11 protein-coding genes and 1 tRNA gene are annotated in these 17,209 nt (G+C 55.4%); 8 read left to right on the forward strand and 4 right to left on the reverse strand.

Annotated elements, in window-relative coordinates:
• The first annotated feature begins 29 nt into the window (after positions 1-29).
• Complete coding sequence (locus tag ACOOFE_RS22060) at positions 30-335, forward strand: GNAT family N-acetyltransferase (RefSeq protein ID WP_420412053.1); 306 nt, start codon at positions 30-32, stop codon at positions 333-335.
• On the opposite strand, the gene ACOOFE_RS22065 is transcribed toward ACOOFE_RS22060, so the two are convergent.
• The 4 genes from ACOOFE_RS22065 to ACOOFE_RS22080 form a co-directional block, all read right to left on the reverse strand.
• The gene (locus tag ACOOFE_RS22065; protein WP_420412054.1) at positions 332-853 is read right to left on the reverse strand and encodes a hypothetical protein; all 522 of its coding nucleotides are present in this window, start codon (positions 851-853) and stop codon (positions 332-334) included. The two genes, ACOOFE_RS22060 and ACOOFE_RS22065, sit on opposite strands and share 4 nt — an antisense overlap.
• Positions 854-998: 145 nt before the next feature.
• A tRNA-His gene (locus ACOOFE_RS22070) sits at positions 999-1,075 on the reverse strand.
• A 182-nt stretch (positions 1,076-1,257) separates the two neighbouring features.
• Positions 1,258-1,770: a phasin gene (locus tag ACOOFE_RS22075; RefSeq protein ID WP_420412055.1), complete on the reverse strand. Its 513-nt coding sequence runs from the start codon at positions 1,768-1,770 to the stop codon at positions 1,258-1,260.
• Between the two features lie 357 nt (positions 1,771-2,127).
• On the reverse strand, positions 2,128-2,517 hold the full coding sequence (locus ACOOFE_RS22080) for a phasin (RefSeq protein ID WP_420412056.1): 390 nt from the start codon (positions 2,515-2,517) through the stop codon (positions 2,128-2,130).
• A gap of 260 nt (positions 2,518-2,777) precedes the next feature.
• Between ACOOFE_RS22080 and ACOOFE_RS22085 the strand changes: the two genes are divergently transcribed.
• The 7 genes from ACOOFE_RS22085 to ftsH all read left to right on the forward strand — a co-directional run bounded on the left by ACOOFE_RS22085 (position 2,778) and on the right by ftsH (position 17,181).
• Positions 2,778-7,160, forward strand: a complete 4,383-nt coding sequence (locus ACOOFE_RS22085; protein WP_420412057.1) for an ATP-binding protein — start codon at positions 2,778-2,780, stop codon at positions 7,158-7,160.
• Positions 7,160-7,876 (forward strand): DUF4336 domain-containing protein, encoded by a 717-nt coding sequence (locus ACOOFE_RS22090; protein ID WP_420412058.1) that lies wholly within the window; start codon positions 7,160-7,162, stop codon positions 7,874-7,876. The genes ACOOFE_RS22085 and ACOOFE_RS22090 overlap by 1 nt, the downstream gene beginning before the upstream one ends.
• A gap of 255 nt (positions 7,877-8,131) precedes the next feature.
• On the forward strand, positions 8,132-9,175 hold the full coding sequence (locus ACOOFE_RS22095; RefSeq protein WP_420412059.1) for a Fe(3+) ABC transporter substrate-binding protein: 1,044 nt from the start codon (positions 8,132-8,134) through the stop codon (positions 9,173-9,175).
• A 151-nt stretch (positions 9,176-9,326) separates the two neighbouring features.
• Positions 9,327-11,570, forward strand: a complete 2,244-nt coding sequence (locus tag ACOOFE_RS22100) for a DUF255 domain-containing protein (RefSeq protein ID WP_420412060.1) — start codon at positions 9,327-9,329, stop codon at positions 11,568-11,570.
• A gap of 202 nt (positions 11,571-11,772) precedes the next feature.
• The gene (locus ACOOFE_RS22105; protein ID WP_420412061.1) at positions 11,773-13,395 is read left to right on the forward strand and encodes a thiamine pyrophosphate-binding protein; all 1,623 of its coding nucleotides are present in this window, start codon (positions 11,773-11,775) and stop codon (positions 13,393-13,395) included.
• 187 nt (positions 13,396-13,582) lie between these two features.
• Positions 13,583-15,271: an ABC transporter permease gene (locus ACOOFE_RS22110; protein ID WP_420412062.1), complete on the forward strand. Its 1,689-nt coding sequence runs from the start codon at positions 13,583-13,585 to the stop codon at positions 15,269-15,271.
• 83 nt (positions 15,272-15,354) lie between these two features.
• A complete protein-coding gene (gene ftsH, locus ACOOFE_RS22115; protein WP_420412063.1) occupies positions 15,355-17,181 on the forward strand; it encodes an ATP-dependent zinc metalloprotease FtsH in 1,827 nt (608 codons plus the stop codon).
• Positions 17,182-17,209: the final 28 nt, after the last annotated feature.

The raw sequence follows: 17,209 nt of genomic DNA on the forward strand, positions 1-17,209 counted from the left end.
CCCTGCGCGTCCTATGTAAAGGAAGCATCATGACCGAAACCGTCCTTCCCACAATCAGCCTGGAAGTCGAGGGAGCCAAGGGCCGCTATGTTGCCATCGTCAACGGCATCCCGGATCCAGCCGAATTGACTTACTCGATCGCCAACGATCGCCTGATTATTGCCGATCACACTGGCGTGCCGGACTCGATGCGCGGGCTTGGTGTCGGCAAGGCACTGGTGGAGCGACTGGTCTCTGACGCACGGGAAAAACAGTTCAAGATCATGCCGCTATGCCCCTATGTGAATGCGCAGCGACAAAAACACCCAGAATGGGCCGACGTTTTCCAGAACTAACGCTGTTGGATCACTCGCGCCGAAGAGACGGTTATGCCCTCCTGGATGACAACGCTGGTCGGAACACCGCAGCCGCGCAGTGTCTGAAGAGCGTCGGTCAGGAGTTCTCCGGCCTGCTCAAATGCGGCGTCGGTGATATCCGGCCCTGCGGATCGGATACCGTCTGCCGCCTCGCGTAAACCAACCAGATTGTCATTCAGTTCGGTCAATTGACGTTTCAGCTCCGGATCTGCTGTCAGGCTTGGGCTTTGCAACCACTCTGATATCTCTTGAACCCGGTCATCCAGGTTTTCCAAATTGTCCTTGAATTCCGCAGGCGTGACTTGCAGTCGAGCAAGCGTTGCTCCCGTTACCGCGCCGGCGACACGGGTGCCGGCTTCTTCAACCTGGTGAAGCACCAACAGGGCCAAAACACTTGCTGCGATCACCAGTAAAGCCGTTGCATTGATCAGGGCCAGCAGCAACTGTCCTGGCAGCCGGATCAATCTGCCCCAAAGTCCCAGCCGCTCTTTCGCCATTGCCGTATCTCCCTCGTACCTGCCGCCGGAAAATAGTCGGCGCTGTCAGATTGAAGTCTAATCAAGAAACACGGCAAGCTAACACGGTTCCGTTAAGGGAGTTCCCAACGTACCTGTTGCGCGAAAATTATTATTTGTGGGGGAGTGGTACAGACGAGTGGATTCGAACCACCGACCTTCGGAGCCACAATCCGACGCTCTAACCAACTGAGCTACGTCTGCATAAGGCCTGAATTGGCGCGGGGTATATTCACCCGGACCGCCGATTTCAAGGGCGACTTCTAACGCCGTTTTTTCCGTCCGGCAAGCGCCAATTTTTAGAAAAATACAGCTTGTTGAAAAGCAAATGCCCGAAGCGGTGGCTCCGGGCATAAAAACTCGTCACGGCATAGATGCCTGCAGACTTAGTTGACCTTCAAATCCTTGAAGGACTTTTCGACCGCTTCCTTGACCGGAGCAGAAACGTCGGTGCCGAGCTTGGTGGCCAGTTCCTGCATTTCCTTGGTCTGAGCGCTCAGCGTGTCAAATTGCTGACGCGCAAACGTGGACTGAAGTTCGATGGCTTCGGCAACAGTCTTTACAGACATGATGTCTTTCATGAAGCTGAAAGTCGCATCAACGTTAGCTTTGGCCGCATCAACAGCCTTGTGATTGAACTCAACCACGCCCTGGCGGGAAGTTTCAAAAGTGTCTTCCATCAGATCAGTCGCATCTTCAGCAGCGGTTTTCACCTTGGCGTAGGCTTCACGTGCGTTTTCGATGCCTTTTTCGGTTACTTCACGGAAAGCAGCCGGAACTTCCATTTTCGGCATTGCGAAAGCTTCAAAGTCCGGGAATGCAGCGGCAGCGGCCGGAGCAGCTTTGGCTTTGGAAGCACGGGCTTTGGTAGCCGGTTTTGCAGCAGTTGTCTCAGTCATGATCTCATCTCCTAGAGTCCGGATGCGATCATTGGTGAAAATCATCTCCGCCGGTCGTCTCCCGGCGGACCCTGTCGTCATCCGCATCCCCTACATAGGACATCTCTTGCTGCATTGCAATATTTTTTTGCATTGCACAATTAACTTTCCGTCGCGTTCATGCGGTTTTCCTGGGATGCAAATGCCGGGCACACGACCAAGAATTGATTTTCCGGATGTTCTCGCAGGCGCCAGCAGGTGGATGGGAATGCCGCTGTAGCAAAGGCCTAGCGCTTGCCGCTGGGCGGTAAGTTCCTTGCTCATAATGGTTTGGCGCAGGGATCTGCGCCAAACTCCTTGATACTCTTCTGATTGGGGTCAGTCTTTTTGAGACGCCGCTTTGGTCGCTTCGGAAACAGTCTTTGTGGCCGAATTGGAGAACTCGCGTGCCTGTTCTCCAAGGGCTTCCATCTGGGACCGCATATAGTCCTGCTGCAGCTTCATCATATCTTCGACACTGCCCGCCCGTGCGAGATCCTGAGCGAACTTAAATGCAGAATTGACGTGTTCTTCGGCATAGCTCAGGGCTTTTTTGTTGGCGTCTGCAGCACCGGCCTGCACGGCATGGGCGCTTTCTTCCACATTGCTGACGGCCTTGTGGGTCGCACCCATTAAATCGTCAAAAGCCTTACGTGCTTGATCTACGCTCTTTTCAGCAAAATCACGCATTTGATCAGGCACTTCAAAACCGGTCTTATCAGCTGTCATTCTGGCATTCCTCGGTTTGGGAGAAGAATTGGAATTCGTACTTGCAAGAACTTTCCATGCCAAAAATTCGTAACATGCATATGGCAGCGCGGCAAATACATGCCCCCCGATTAACCACGCCTTCATGTAAGTCCTTTAGCAACCGTGCTTATCGTGGACGATACGGCTGTTTCCCGGTATTAACAGAGTGTTAACATTGCTGATGAAAGCCCGGCGAGCGCGTTACGCCTCCCTTGCCGAATGACCATTTGGAGCAGAGCATGGACCATCAGACCCAAACCTTTCTGGACCTGACTGGCACGACCGATTTGGTCGAGCTTGTGCCAGATCGGCGGGCGGCATGGTTGTGGTCCTCTGATGGTGGACGTGTGCTTTGGGCAAACGCGGCTGGCGCTGCTTTCTTTTCTGCGCAATCCATCAATGATTTAGCAAGCCTGGCTGCGTTGGAGCGCTCGCCTGCCCGTCCACATATTGCACGTATAGCCGCGTCTGGGTTTACCGACCGCTTCAGTATCGACCGCCTGCGGTTCTACCGCGGTCTCAGAGTTATGTTGCTGACTTGCCAGTGCAAAAAGGTAGACCTCGCAGATGGCGAAACCGCTGCTCTGATCGTCTGCGCCGACAAGGGATTTACGACGACCAAAGATCCGGTCGCGACGTTTGCACATTTGGTGGCCGGGGCTGGGACGTCTGTGTTTCTTACAGACAACGGTGCTGTCAAAGAAACCATTGGAGCATTGACTGGCACTCCGGAAGACCTGGAATTGCCCAGGGGCCAAATGGCGCTTTATGGACCTCTTGACCTGGCTGGCGCCTTGCACAACGGCGCGGTTTTTAAATTGCCAGACGCGCAAAAACTCGTCGTGCTGGACAATCAAGAGATTGAAGCCGGTCCGCAAGATACGCCTCTGCCCGCTGCCGTTACGGCTGAAGAACTCCCCAATCACCTGACGAAAGGAACTGGCGAAGAACCCTCTGCCTGGGCCCGGGCCGATGCTCTGGACACGGAACAGCAGCCCAGCGCGCAGCAAGACACGGCACCGGAATCAGGCGACGAACTACAAACCTCAGCATCAGAAACGGCCGACGATGTACTGGTAAACACGGCTCCAGAAAACAGCGCGACAGGTGAAGAACTTCCTGCTGCTGATTTGGATGCTGAAGAGTGGTCCGAAGCAGACGATGCTGCCGGAGACGGTGAGGCAGTGGAGGCAGCCACTTCCTTAAATGATACTCCGGAAGCAACCGAAGACACCGAAGCGGTAGAGGAAACAGCTGACTCCGAAACAACAGCTGAACTTGTTCCGGACGATGATGAAGACATCGAGACCGAAGCGTTTGTCTTCCAGCCAGGCCGGCGGCCGGTCCGCTTTGCCTGGAAAATGGATATCACCCAGCGCTTCACGTTCCTGTCTGATGAGTTTTCTGAGGTGGTGGGACCGGCGAGCGCCGACATTGTTGGCTTGACCTGGGCTGAAGTTGCCGACCGGTTCGACCTCGATCCACGCGGCAGCATTGCGAGGGCACTCGACCGCCGCGACACCTGGAGCGGCAAAACCGTCGATTGGCCGGTCACAGATGCCGCGCTCCGCGTCCCCGTCGATATGGCGGCGCTACCAGCGTTTGACCGCAACCGGAAATTTGAAGGTTACCGTGGATTTGGTGTTTGCCGGGCAGCCGATGCCAAACCTGGTGGCCGGATCGCAGTCCTCAGCCCGGCCATGGCGGCCTTTGATGAGGGTCTCGCGGTAGATGACGCTGATACTTCAGCAGAACCCGACAAACCTGTAGCTGAAACTGCATCAGAAATTGCGGAAGCGGAGGTAGAAACCGAAGCTTCTGCCAATGAGATAGCAACACCAGAAACGGTTGAGGCTGTCTCCCCCCCTGCCCCGGCTGCCGAAGAACTTAAGCCAAAACAACCGGATGCGTTGGCCGGCAAAACATTTATCGGCGCCAGCGCGGCGGCCTTGGTGGGATCCCTTGCCCGCTTTACTGGAGCGACACCACCACCAAAAACAGAACAAACCTCTCCGGCGGCACCGTCACTCAATCCCTCTCAAGATGATGCGGACACAGCCAATCCAGATCCGGATGACGTTTCCGAGGAATCGGCTCTAAACGATGCCGACACCGCGATTGAGGAACCGCTGACGGCTGCCGTTGCTATGGACGAAGTTCTGGAGCAGGCGGCTGCGCCTTCAACTACAGAAGAAACACCCGCGTCTGAACCAGTTGAGCCTGCCGAAAAGGTCGAAAATGAATTGGCTGACGAGGGCGCGTCAGAAGCGTTTGAAGAGACACCGCCTACTGATGATAGCGGATTGAGCACCGAAAACGCCGACTATGAAACCGGCGATGTAGAACCATCTGCTGCGGATCTACCGGCCGATGCTGAGATCGAAACGCCAGCAGACAGCTCAGCCTCTGCGGAGACCGAAACATCATTGGCAGATCTCGAAAGCTCCGAAGATGAACCCGCGGGAATCTCTGGAACAGCTTCTCTTGATGCCGCTGAAATTGAATCGGCGGTCAAGTCTTTGCAAAAGTCCTACAAGAAAAGCACCGAGCCAGAACCGGATCTGTTTGAAGGCAATGATGCGGAAAGCTCAGAAGCACCAGTTGACCGAGCTGCTGTCTCAGCCAGTGAGAGCGAAGAGACACTAGCCGGGACAGATGATACGGCAGCTGATGAGGCCGAAACCGAGGTTTCAGAAACAAACTCCGAGGAAGATGACAGTCAACACGAAGACCTGTCAGTTGACACTACCGACGAAGAGCCTAAGCACAGCGACAAGGCTGCAGACGAAGAACGCGAGTTCTTTGAAGAAACGGCTGCCTTTGAAGCCGAAGAACTTGCGAAAGAGTTTGAAGAAGATCTCGCGGCCTCCGACAATGTTGAGACCTTACCTCCGGCGCATGGCGACAACGTCATCCCGCTTGCGACCGTCAAACCACGTGTCGTTCCCGTAGACACCTCCGGTCTGTCGCGTCCGGAACGGCAAGCTTTCCGCAAGATTGCAGAAGCCTTGGGCGCCCGCCTGGAAGGTGACCTGGAAGGCTGGGATGAACCGGATACCGAAGAACCGGATCTTCCTGAACTTCCCCCGGAAGTGCCGGAAGCTGGCCCCATCGATCCGACCCTTTTGGATCGGTTGCCGATCGGAATTGCCATTGCCCATGATCGGGATGTGCTTTACGCCAACAAGGCACTGCTGAGCTTGCTGGGCTATCAATCGATTGCGGCGTTGAGTGAAGCCGGCGGGCTGGAAGCTCTGTTTATCGACGAAGCTGAAGACCTTCCGGATGCAGAAGGTATGGTCGGCGAACTTGATGAGACCATGAAGGTTCGCCTCGCAGATGGCGGCGTCCGGTCTGTTGATGCACACATGCATTCGGTCCCCTGGAATGGCAGCCGCGGCTTGATGATTTCGATCACAGAACGTACGGCCAAACCCGCTGCCGCGGGGGGGGCTCCGGCTTCGCCGAACTTTTTTGCCGAAGTCCGCGGTGAACTCGACCGGGCTCGTGATCAAATCTCCGAAATGGACACCATCCTTGAAACGGCGACCGATGGTGTCTTGGTCCTGGATGAAAACGGCACCATCTTGAAGGTCAACGGATCGGCAGAAGCTTTATTCAGCGCCAACAGAGGTGAAATGATCGGAACACCTTTCATTGATTTCCTTGCGCCTGAAAGCCACAGCCTGGCTAAAGATTATCTCGACGGGCTTTCCCGCAACGGGGTTGCCAGTATCCTGAACGACGGCCGGGAAGTTTTGGGCAAAGTTCCATCTGGCGGTTTGATCCCGTTGTTCATGACTATGGGCCGGATCAGCGGTGCGGAGGATACAAAGTTCTGCGTGGTTCTGCGGGACATCACCCAATGGAAAACCGCGGAAGAAGAACTCACCCAAGCCAAACGCCAGGCCGAAAATGCCAGCTCGCAGAAATCCGATTTCCTGGCCAAGATTAGTCACGAGATCCGAACGCCGTTGAACGCGATCATCGGGTTCTCCGAGGTTATGATGGAAGAGCGGTTCGGTTCGATCGGCAATGAGCGCTATAAAGATTATCTGAAGGACATTCGCACCTCCGGCTCGCACATCATGAGCCTGGTCAATGACCTTCTTGATCTGTCCAAGATTGAAGCAGGCAAACAAGAACTGCAATTTGCGTCTGTCTCGGCGAACGAAATCATCAACGAATGCGTGGCTCTCATGCAGCCGCAGGCGAACCGCGAACGGGTGATCATCAGAGCCAGTGTGCCAGACACCGTTCCCAATATCGTTGCCGATCAGCGGTCCTTGCGTCAGATCGTCCTCAATCTTCTGTCCAACGGCATCAAATACAACAAGTCCGGTGGCCAGGTGATCCTATCCACCACCTTAGAGGCAAATGGCGAAGTTGCTCTTCGCGTGCGCGACACCGGTTCTGGTATGACGCCCAAACAATTGGCAGCTGCGCTTGAGCCTTTCCGCCAGGTGCATACGGCGCGGCGCGGCGGAGGAACCGGTCTGGGCTTGCCGTTGACCAAGGCACTAGCAGAAGCCAACAGGGCGCAATTCCACATCGACTCCACACCGGATCAAGGCACGCTGGTGGAAATCACCTTTCCGACAGAACGCGTCCTGTCAGAATAATGTCGGACGGCCAACCGCCAGAGCTGGTTGAAGTTGCCGAAAATATCTGGATTGCGGAAGGCGGCATTGTGCCGTTTTTCGGCTGCGCCTATCCCACCCGCGCCGTCATTGTCCGTCTGCCCTCCGGTGCCTTGTGGGTGTGGTCGCCGATTGAGTTGACGCCAGCGCTGAAAGACCAGGTCGAAACCCTTGGAACTCCGGCGCATCTGGTGAGCCCAAACAAGATCCACCACTTGTTCCTGAAAGACTGGAAAGACGCTTGGCCCGAGGCCCGTTTATGGGGACCTCAAAGCACAATTGACAAGCGGCGCGACCTATCCTTTGAGGCCCCGCTCGATCAATCCGCACCGGATACCTGGGAAGGTGCAATAGACCTTGTCCGCTTTGCCGGCTCACCCGTGATGGACGAAGTCGTCTTTTTTCACCGGCCATCGCAAACGGCAATTCTCGCCGATCTGAGCGAAAATTTTTCAGAAGAATTTCTCAACAAGCACTGGAAGCTCTGGCAACGCTGGATCGCGCGGACCTGGGGCATAGTTGTTGGCAAAGGTTATGCGCCGCTGGAATGGCGGCTGACGTTTTTCAACCGGGCCAAGGCCCGCGCATCCCGGGACATCTTGTTGAACTGGGATCCCACCGCCGTGATTATGGCGCATGGTGAGTGGCAAAAGGCCGATGGCCGCAAATTCCTCGAAAAATCGCTCGAGTGGGTGTGATCAGTAATCGCACTTAGCTTCACTGCCTACATCTGCAAGGCCTCTTTGGGCGCTCAAGGCTTCCTGCAAATGATTGGCAACAATGACTTTTCCGGATTTTTTGTTGAGTTTTCCACTCCAGTTAGTTTGGAATCATTCTAAATTATTGAATTTAAATAGCTTATTGACATTCGAGTGACTAAACGACATAAACCTGAGCGTAGCCTTCAGCTTAAATTCCTGAAGCACCAACAACCAGATATCTGGGAGAATTCCATGCGTTCTACGCTTCGTGCCCTGACCGGTGCCGCTGCACTCGCAGCAACCACGTTCACTGCTGCACCGGCCTTCGCCGACGGTGACGTCAACATCTATTCCTACCGTCAGCCGTTCCTGATCCAGCCGCTGCTGGATGCGTTCACAGCAGAGACCGGCGTCAAAGCCAACGTGATCTATGCCAAAAAAGGCCTCGGTGAGCGGATTTCCGCGGAAGGCGCGAACTCTCCGGCTGACATTCTTCTGACCGTTGACATCGGCCGTCTGGATGGCGCCAAGCAACTCGGCATTACACAGCCGGTCGTCTCCGACGTTGTAAACGGCAACATTCCGGCTGAATTCCGCGACCCGGAAGGTCATTGGATTGGCCTGACCAACCGTGCCCGCATCATCTATGCATCCAAGGATCGTGTTTCTCAGGACAGCATCACATATGAAGAGCTGGCGGATCCGAAGTGGAAGGGCAAAATCTGCACCCGCTCCGGCCAGCACGTTTATTCTGTCGGCCTGATCGCTTCCATGGTTGCACACCATGGCGCAGAAAAAACTGAAGAGTGGCTCGCAGGTGTCCGTGACAACCTGGCCCGCAAGCCAGCCGGCAACGACCGCGCGCAGGTCAAATCCATCTTCGCTGGCGAGTGCGACATCTCCATCGGCAACACCTATTACATGGGCAAGATGGAAACCAACGAGAAAGAGCCGGAGCAGAAAGAGTGGGCCGCGTCCGTCCGCATCCTGTTCCCGAACGTTGAAGACCGCGGCAGCCATGTGAACCTTGCCGGTGTTGTTTTGGTCAAACACGCGCCGAACAAAGACAACGCTGTCAAACTGATCGAATTCCTGACCTCTGCAGACGCTCAGAAGATTTATGCGGAAACCAACTTCGAATATCCGGTTACCCCTGGTGTTGAGGTCTCCGACCGCGTCAAAGCTTGGGGCGATCTGAAGAAAGACGCCCTGTCTCTCGACGACATCGCCAAGAACCGTAAGACCGCCAGTGAGCTGGTCGACAAAGTCGGCTTCGACAACGGTCCGTCTTCCTAAAGATCGTACCAGTCATCTCCAGAGAAAAGCGCCGTCCCCGACGGCGCTTTTTTCGTTTCAGCCAAGCCCCCATAATGCTAACCGGTGGATTGACGCCAATGTGACCAGCCATGCGCCGAACCTATGGTAACCCACCATAGGGAGGTCCTTCATGAACCGCATCATTTCGAGCTTATCTGCACTCCTGGTTCTGCTGTCTGTGCCAACTTTGGCTGAAGCGCAGAAAGCAAACCATTTGGCCGGCAGCGCCTCTCCCTATCTGCTGCAACATTTGGACAATCCGGTTGATTGGTATCCTTGGGCGCCGGAAGCACTGGAGAAAGCAAAAGCCGAAAACAAGGTCATCCTGGTTTCCGTCGGTTACGCCTCTTGTCATTGGTGTCATGTGATGGAGGAAGAAAGCTTCATGAACGAGGAGATTGCGGCGCTTTTGAACCGTGATTTCATCTCTATCAAGATCGACCGGGAAAGCCGTCCGAACCTGGATGAGCAGTTCATGACGGTAACGCAGCTGATTACTGGCGGCGGCGGCTGGCCCAATACTGTCTTTCTGACACCCGATGGCGAAGCTTTTTACGCCACGACCTATCTGCCTCCGGACCAATTGACGGAAATGCTTTCCTTAGTCACCAGGACATGGTCGGAAGAACCGCATGTGGTGGCACAAGAAGCGAAAAAAGTGACCACAGCGGTTAGTGGCTATCTCACCAAGAAGGCTGAAGCCCAAGACCTTACGCCGGATGTCATCGCGTCAGTTGCGGCAGGTTTTTTTGACGGCCTCGATCCGTTCAATGGCGGTTATGGCGAAGCGCCGAAATTTCCGCGCGAGACCATGTTCCTGTTTTTGCTGGATCATGCAGAACGCACAGGGGACACACAGGCACTTGCCGCCGTAACAGATATGCTGGACGGCATGATCCGAGGCGGCATCCATGATCATGTTGGCGGCGGCTTCCACCGCTATGCCATCGATCCGGAGTGGCACATCCCGCATTTCGAAAAAATGCTCTATACCCAAGCTATGACTGGGCAATTGCTGGTCCGGACCTACGCTGTTACCGGAAAACAGGCCTATCGACACGCTGCAGAGCGGCTCTTTGATTATGTTTTGCGGGATTTGCGCGATACGAGTGGCGGTTTTTATTCCGCTCAAGACGCAGACAGCCAAGACGCCACCGGCGACAAGACCGAAGGCTCCTATTACACATGGACACCGGAGCAACTCGCGCCTCTTGGCAATGAAGCGACCTTCGCCAAGGACATCTTCCAGATCACGGAAGATGGTGAGCTGGACGGCAGCAATGTCCTTCATCTTGCTGGACCTGTAAGTGAATTGGCTGCGAACCGTGGTGTAGACGAAGGGGAACTTCAAACCCGCTTCAATAACCTTCTAGCCAAGCTGCAAGAGATGCGCCTCGCGCGGCCAACCCCAGCTTTGGACCGGAAAATCGTCGTCTCCTGGAACAGCATGATGATCCAGGCCCTGGCGGAAGCCGGATACCGTTTGGGCCGGCCGGAGTATTCCCACGCAGCCGAAGATGCAGCCGAGTTCATCAAATCGAACCTCACCGGTTCCGACGGACTTAACCGGATCAGCTTTGACGGTAAGGCCGATATTGCAGGTCAATTGGAAGATTATGGCGCACTCGGATTGGCATTCGTTGCCCTGCACGATTTTTCTAAGAACACAAACGATAAGACCCGATGGCTTAAAGACGCAGCCGCGTTGGCAGCTGAAATCCAGACCAAGTTTGGCGCTGCCGAAGACGGCTTCTTCATGGCGCAGTCTGTTGATGGTTTAACCCGCATCCTGCCAGTCAACGATTCTGATGTGCCATCAGGCAATGCCCTGGCCTTGTCGCTGTTTTCCAAACTGGCGAACCGCTCGGCGGCTCCGGAGCTAGAACAACAAGCCTATCTCCTGGCAAGTGCGGTTTCAGGCCATGCCATCTCATTTCCCACGCAACGCGGATTTCTGATCAAAGCCCTCCAAGACCTGGACCAAGGAGAAACTGGAACCTTAAGGCATGTCGGCGGCGGTAAGGTGCGTGTGGAACTGAAATCCGCGCCCTCATCCAGCGATATCTTGCTGTCTATTTCGGTCGCCGACGGCTGGCACATCAACGCACACAAGCCATTGGAAGACTACTTCATCGCAACTGAACTGTCGGCTGATGGCATTGCTCCCTCGAACGTCCAATATCCGGCCCCCATCGTCAAAGCACTGTCTTTCAACGCCCAAAAACTGGCTTTGCTTGAAGGTGACTTTGACATCACGGCTGAGTTCGACACGCAAAAAGCGCCAAAGACACCGCAGCAAATCTCTCTGAACTTGCAAGCTTGCAGCGATGAAATTTGCCTTGCGCCGGAAACATTGAGTTTCTGGATTTGGTAGGCTTATCAAAGTCCAGGTTACAATTTGCGAAATCAGATGGCTCCCGCGCGCCCTCAGAAACCCAAGCGGCACACAAAGCATGCATCAATTGCGTGTTTCCTACCTTTTTCTTGCGTAAATGGACAAAAACTCACCAGAATTGCACGGCATGCGCGGCGATTTTCAGCTATCAGTGAGGGAATTGCGACAGGAGTGAGCACCGTTGAGCAGCAAAATGCATGTCTATCAATCCATTGCCCGGGCCGTGAGCGATCATGGCATCAACACTATGTTCGGCCTAATGGGCGATGCCAACCTGTTCATGGTGGACAGTTTTGTGCGCGAGTGCGACGGACGTTTTGTCCCAGCGGCTCACGAAGGCAGCTCGGTGCTCATGGCGTTGGCTTATACGCATGTTTCGGGAAAAGTCGGCGTTGCCACGGTTACACACGGTCCCGCATTGACCAATTGTATGACCGCACTCACAGAAGGCGCGCGTGGCCATATCCCAATCGTTCTCCTAGCCGGAGACACGCCTGTCGCCAATCCGCGCCACCTACAGGGAATTGACCAACGCGAACTGGCCAAGGCGACCGGAGCCGGGTTTGAGCAGCTGCGGACACCCGATACAGTCGGAATGGATGTCGCGCGCGCGTTTTACCGGGCTCAAGTCGAACGCCGACCGATTGTCCTAAACATGCCCGCCGACTTCATGTGGCAGGAAGCTCCTTATGAGCCTCAGATGCTGGATGTATTCACTGCACCAGGCGGCGTCGCAGAAGGTGGTATTTTGGATGAAGCCATCGGCATGATCGCCTCCGCACGCCGGCCAATGATCCTGGCCGGCGGTGGCGCAACACACGCGCGGGATCAGCTGATCAAACTCGCCGACCGCCTGGAAGCACCGCTGGCAACGACCTTGAAAGCCAAAGGCCTCTTCAGCGATCACCCCTACAACATCGATATATTTGGAACTCTCTCAACTCCCGCTGCTTACGATCTGATTGCTCAGACCGATTGTATTGTCTGCTTCGGCACCGGTTTGCACGACTTCACCACCGATCGCGGCAAACTGATGCAAAACAAGCGGATCGTACAGGTCGATGTTGAACCGACCGCCATTGGCGGCGGTCTGCACCCAGATGCCGCCCTCATCGCCGATGCGGGTCTGACAGCTGAAACGATCCTCTATTGGCTGGATGAAGCCGAAATCCCGGCCAGTGGTTTTACCCGGGAGCTGGATACCGAAACGCTCACGGCACATCCGGTAGACGCCAAGAAGACCGCCGATGGGTATGTCAACTATGTCGCCGCACTGCAGCGGTTCGAGGAAGCTCTTCCCAAAGATCGTGTTCTGGTAACCGATGGCGGTCGCTTCATGACCGAAGTTTGGTGCCGGATCTCCGCCCCCGATCCGAAAAGTTTCGTGAATACAGCGAATTTCGGTTCCATCGGCCTTGGTCTTCAGGAAGCCATTGGTGCCGGTGTGGCGGCTCCGGACCGGCCTGTTGTGCTTTTCAGCGGCGACGGCGGCTTCATGATGGGCGGTATCAACGAGTTCAACACCGCTGTGCGCCTCGGCCTCGACCTCATCGTGATCGTCGCCAATGACTCAGCGTATGGCGCAGAACACATTCAGTTTCTCGACCGGCAAATGGACCCGAGCTTGACGGTCTTCCATTGGCCGTCCTTCGCGGAGGTGGCCACCTCGCTGGGCGGACTAGGGATCGAGGTGCGGTCTGATGAAGAGCTGGAAACCGCGCTTGAAGCGGTCAAAAACCGCAAGGGACCAGTGTTGATTGATCTGCGCCTTGATCCGCACGACGTGCCACGTATGCGGATCTGATATCAGCAGACATCAGCTAGATTAGAAACTCTCGTCAACAAACATGGAGCGCCGCGATGAGCGGCGCTTTTGCTTTTTGTATTGAAATTCGATGCGGACAGCCCTTTGAGACTTCGCTCGTCCTTTGCTTTTTGCGGCAAGAGCCGCTAGAGCTTTTGCGAAGCATTACCAACGACAAAGACAGCTCGTGCTCCGCACCCCTTCACACTCGTTTACAGACCGGTTTTGGCAGTTTTCAGCGCTCATCATAGCGCTTCTTGTGCTGTTGCCACTGGCCGCGATTGTCTGGATCGCCTTCACACCAACCGGTGAAGTCTGGGGGCACCTCCTCAGGACGGTATTGCCCGGTTCGCTGATGACAACACTGCTGTTGATGCTCGGCGTCGGTTTATCGACCTGTATCACCGGGGTTGTTGCGGCCTGGCTGGTCACCATGTGCGAATTTCCGGGACGAAAAATCATGGATTGGGCTTTGCTCATTCCGCTTGCTGTCCCGACCTATATCGTTGCGTTTTCTTATGTCGAAGTGCTTGATTATACAGGCATTGTTCAAAGCACGATCCGGTCTATCTTTGGCTTTAAGACATCGCGGGACTATTGGTTTCCGGAGATCCGCTCGCTGGGCGGCGCGATCTTCGTTATGGGGCTGGTGCTCTATCCCTATGTCTATCTGACCACCAGGGCGAGTTTTCTGATCCAATCGGCGTCCACGCTGGATGTCTCCCGTACTCTTGGCGCATCCCCTTACGGGTTGTTTTTCCGCATTGCCTTGCCGCTGGCCCGTCCGGCCATCGTGATCGGTGTATCGCTAGCTCTGATGGAATGCCTCAACGACATTGGCGCGGTGACGTTCTTCGGTGTTAAAACACTGACCTTTTCCGTTTATGACACCTGGCTCAACCGCTCCAGCTTGGGCGGCGCCGCGCAGCTTGCTCTCGCGATGCTCGCCATGGTGTTTCTGTTGTTGTGGCTGGAACGGTTTGGCCGCCGCAAGCAGCGTTTCGACAGCGGTGGAGGCTCCAAACACCGCCCACCAACCCGTTTCGATCTGACTGGAGCAAAGGCTGCGGCGGCGTTTGGCCTGTGTTCTTTGCCCATATTGCTCGGCTTCATTGTGCCAGGGCTACTGCTCGCCGATCGGGCCAGCCGGCGTCTCGACGATCTTCTGTCGCCAAACTTTTTAACCACGAGCTGGAACAGTTTCAGCCTGGCAGCCGTTGCCGCATTGATCACCGTCGTGGTGTCGGTTGCGCTCGCCTATGCGCTGCGGCTCAATCCCAAAGGGCCGTTGAAGCTTGGCGTCCGGCTTGCGTCCATTGGCTATGCTATTCCGGGAACAGTGCTTGCCATTGGCATCTTGATCCCGCTCGCCAATTTCGACAATTTCGTTGATGCCCGGATGGAAAACTGGTTCGGCATCAACACCGGCCTGCTGCTGCTCGGCAGCGGAACCGGGCTGATTTACGCCTATTGTGTGCGTTTCCTGGCGGTGTCCTACGGCCAAGTCGAAGGCGGTTTCGGTAAAATCTCGCCGCACCTTGATATGGCCGCCCGCACTTTGGGCCGGAACACAGGACAGACCCTCGGTCAGATTCATTTGCCGATCTTAAAACCGGTTCTTCTATCAGCCGCCCTGCTCAGCTTCGTTGATTGCATGAAAGAACTGCCAGCGACGATCCTCTTGCGCCCCTTCAATTTCGAAACGCTGGCAACAACGGTCTTTGAAGCAGCCTCCCGCGAAGCCTTCGAAGAAGCTGCGTTGCCATCCCTGGCGATCGTCCTTGTCGGACTTATTCCTGTCATTCTGCTCGCCCGCTCCAGCGCAGATTCCTTCCGGACCAAAATGTCCAAACGTCAAGCTGGCCCAGCTGTTTGATCACCGGCTACGTGTCTTGACAGATCGCAGCGAACACGCGCCAATGACGGCAGAAAAACGCGTTGATGTAGGACAGGGACTCCATGGAGAAAAAACACCAAATCAATCTTTGGTACGCCTTCATCGCCATGATGATGGTGCTGTTGTTCCAAAGCTGGTGGACGACCTACAAAAACGTCGAACAGATCCCCTACAGCGAATTCGAGATCTATCTGAAAGACAAGAAGATCGAAGAAATCGCCATCAAGGAAAACACCATCGAGGGCAAGTTCAAAGAGCCTTTGAAGGACGGCAAGCAGTATTTCATCACAACCCGGGTGGATCAGCCGCTTGCGGAAGAGTTCAGCAAATATGATGTGAAATTCACCGGCGTCGTCCAGAACACCATCATCCGCGATATCCTGTCCTGGGTCTTGCCGGTTCTTCTTCTCTTCGGTCTCTGGATGTTCTTCATCCGCAAATTCGCTGAAAAACAAGGTCTTGGCGGCATGATGACCGTTGGCAAATCCAAGGCCAAGGTCTATGTCGAAACCGATGTTGAGGTCAGCTTTGAAAATGTCGCCGGTGTCGATGAAGCCAAACGCGAACTGAAAGAAGTCGTCGACTTCTTGAAAGACCCGAAATCCTATGGCCGGCTGGGCGCGCATGTGCCCAAAGGAATCTTGTTGGTCGGCCCTCCGGGAACCGGCAAAACGCTTTTGGCCCGTGCTGTCGCCGGTGAAGCTGGCGTGCCCTTTTTCTCAATTTCTGGTTCCGAATTTGTCGAGATGTTTGTCGGGGTCGGCGCTGCCCGAGTGCGCGATCTATTCGACCAGGCGCGCAAGGAAGCACCCGCAATCATTTTCATCGATGAACTGGATGCACTTGGCCGCGCCCGCTCCAGCGGACCAATGGGCACCAATGACGAGAAGGAACAGACACTCAACCAGCTCTTGACCGAGCTGGATGGGTTTGACCCCTCCAGCGGCATCATTCTTCTGGCGGCAACCAACCGTCCGGAAATTCTTGATCAAGCTCTCTTGCGCGCTGGCCGGTTCGACCGTCAGGTTCTGGTAGATCGTCCAGACAAGATCGGCCGCCGGGCGATCCTGGATGTGCACGTCAAGAAGATCACACTCGCAGAGGATACGGACCTGGATCAGGTTGCCCAGCTGACAGCCGGGTTCTCCGGAGCCGATCTTGCAACCTTGATCAACGAGGCCGCGTTGCTCGCGACCCGCCGAAATGCGGATGCTGTAACCCTCAAGGACTTCAACGAGGCCATTGAACGGGTGATTGCCGGCCTTGAGAAGCGAAGCCGTGTGCTGTCCGACAAAGAGCGCAAGACCGTCGCCTTTCACGAAATGGGCCATGCGCTTGTTGCCGCCAATCTTGAAGGCTGCGATCCGGTGCACAAGATTTCGATCATACCGCGCGGCATCGGAGCGCTCGGCTACACTATGCAGCGGCCCACCGAAGACCGGTTTCTCCTGTCCACACAAGACCTTGAAAACCGGATGGCTGTTTTGATGGGCGGCCGTGCCGCCGAAGAAATCATCTTCAACGAGATCTCTACCGGAGCGTCAGATGACCTTCAAAAGGTCACCGAAGTCGCCCGCGATATGGTGATGCGCTACGGCATGGAAGATGCTTTAGGCAATCGCGTCTACGCCAGCCCGCAACAGAATTTTCTTGGCCAACCGGGCCCGGACAGGGCAGACGTGTCAGAGGAAACCCAGCGGGAGATTGACTTGGCAATCCGCGCCCGCGTAGAGGCCGCCTTTGCGCGCGCCAAGACGATCCTGAACGATCACCGCGGCGAATTGGATAAAGGCGCCGAATTGCTGCTAACCAGAGAAACCCTGACCGATCAGGACTTTCCGGCGATCAGACCTATCGCCGAACGCAAGGAGGCAGCAGCAGCGGAGTAGTGCCACAATCGCTTCCCACTTCGAAACG

Source organism: Roseibium sp., from assembly GCF_965216085.1.
In the GTDB taxonomy this organism is placed as follows: domain Bacteria; phylum Pseudomonadota; class Alphaproteobacteria; order Rhizobiales; family Stappiaceae; genus Roseibium.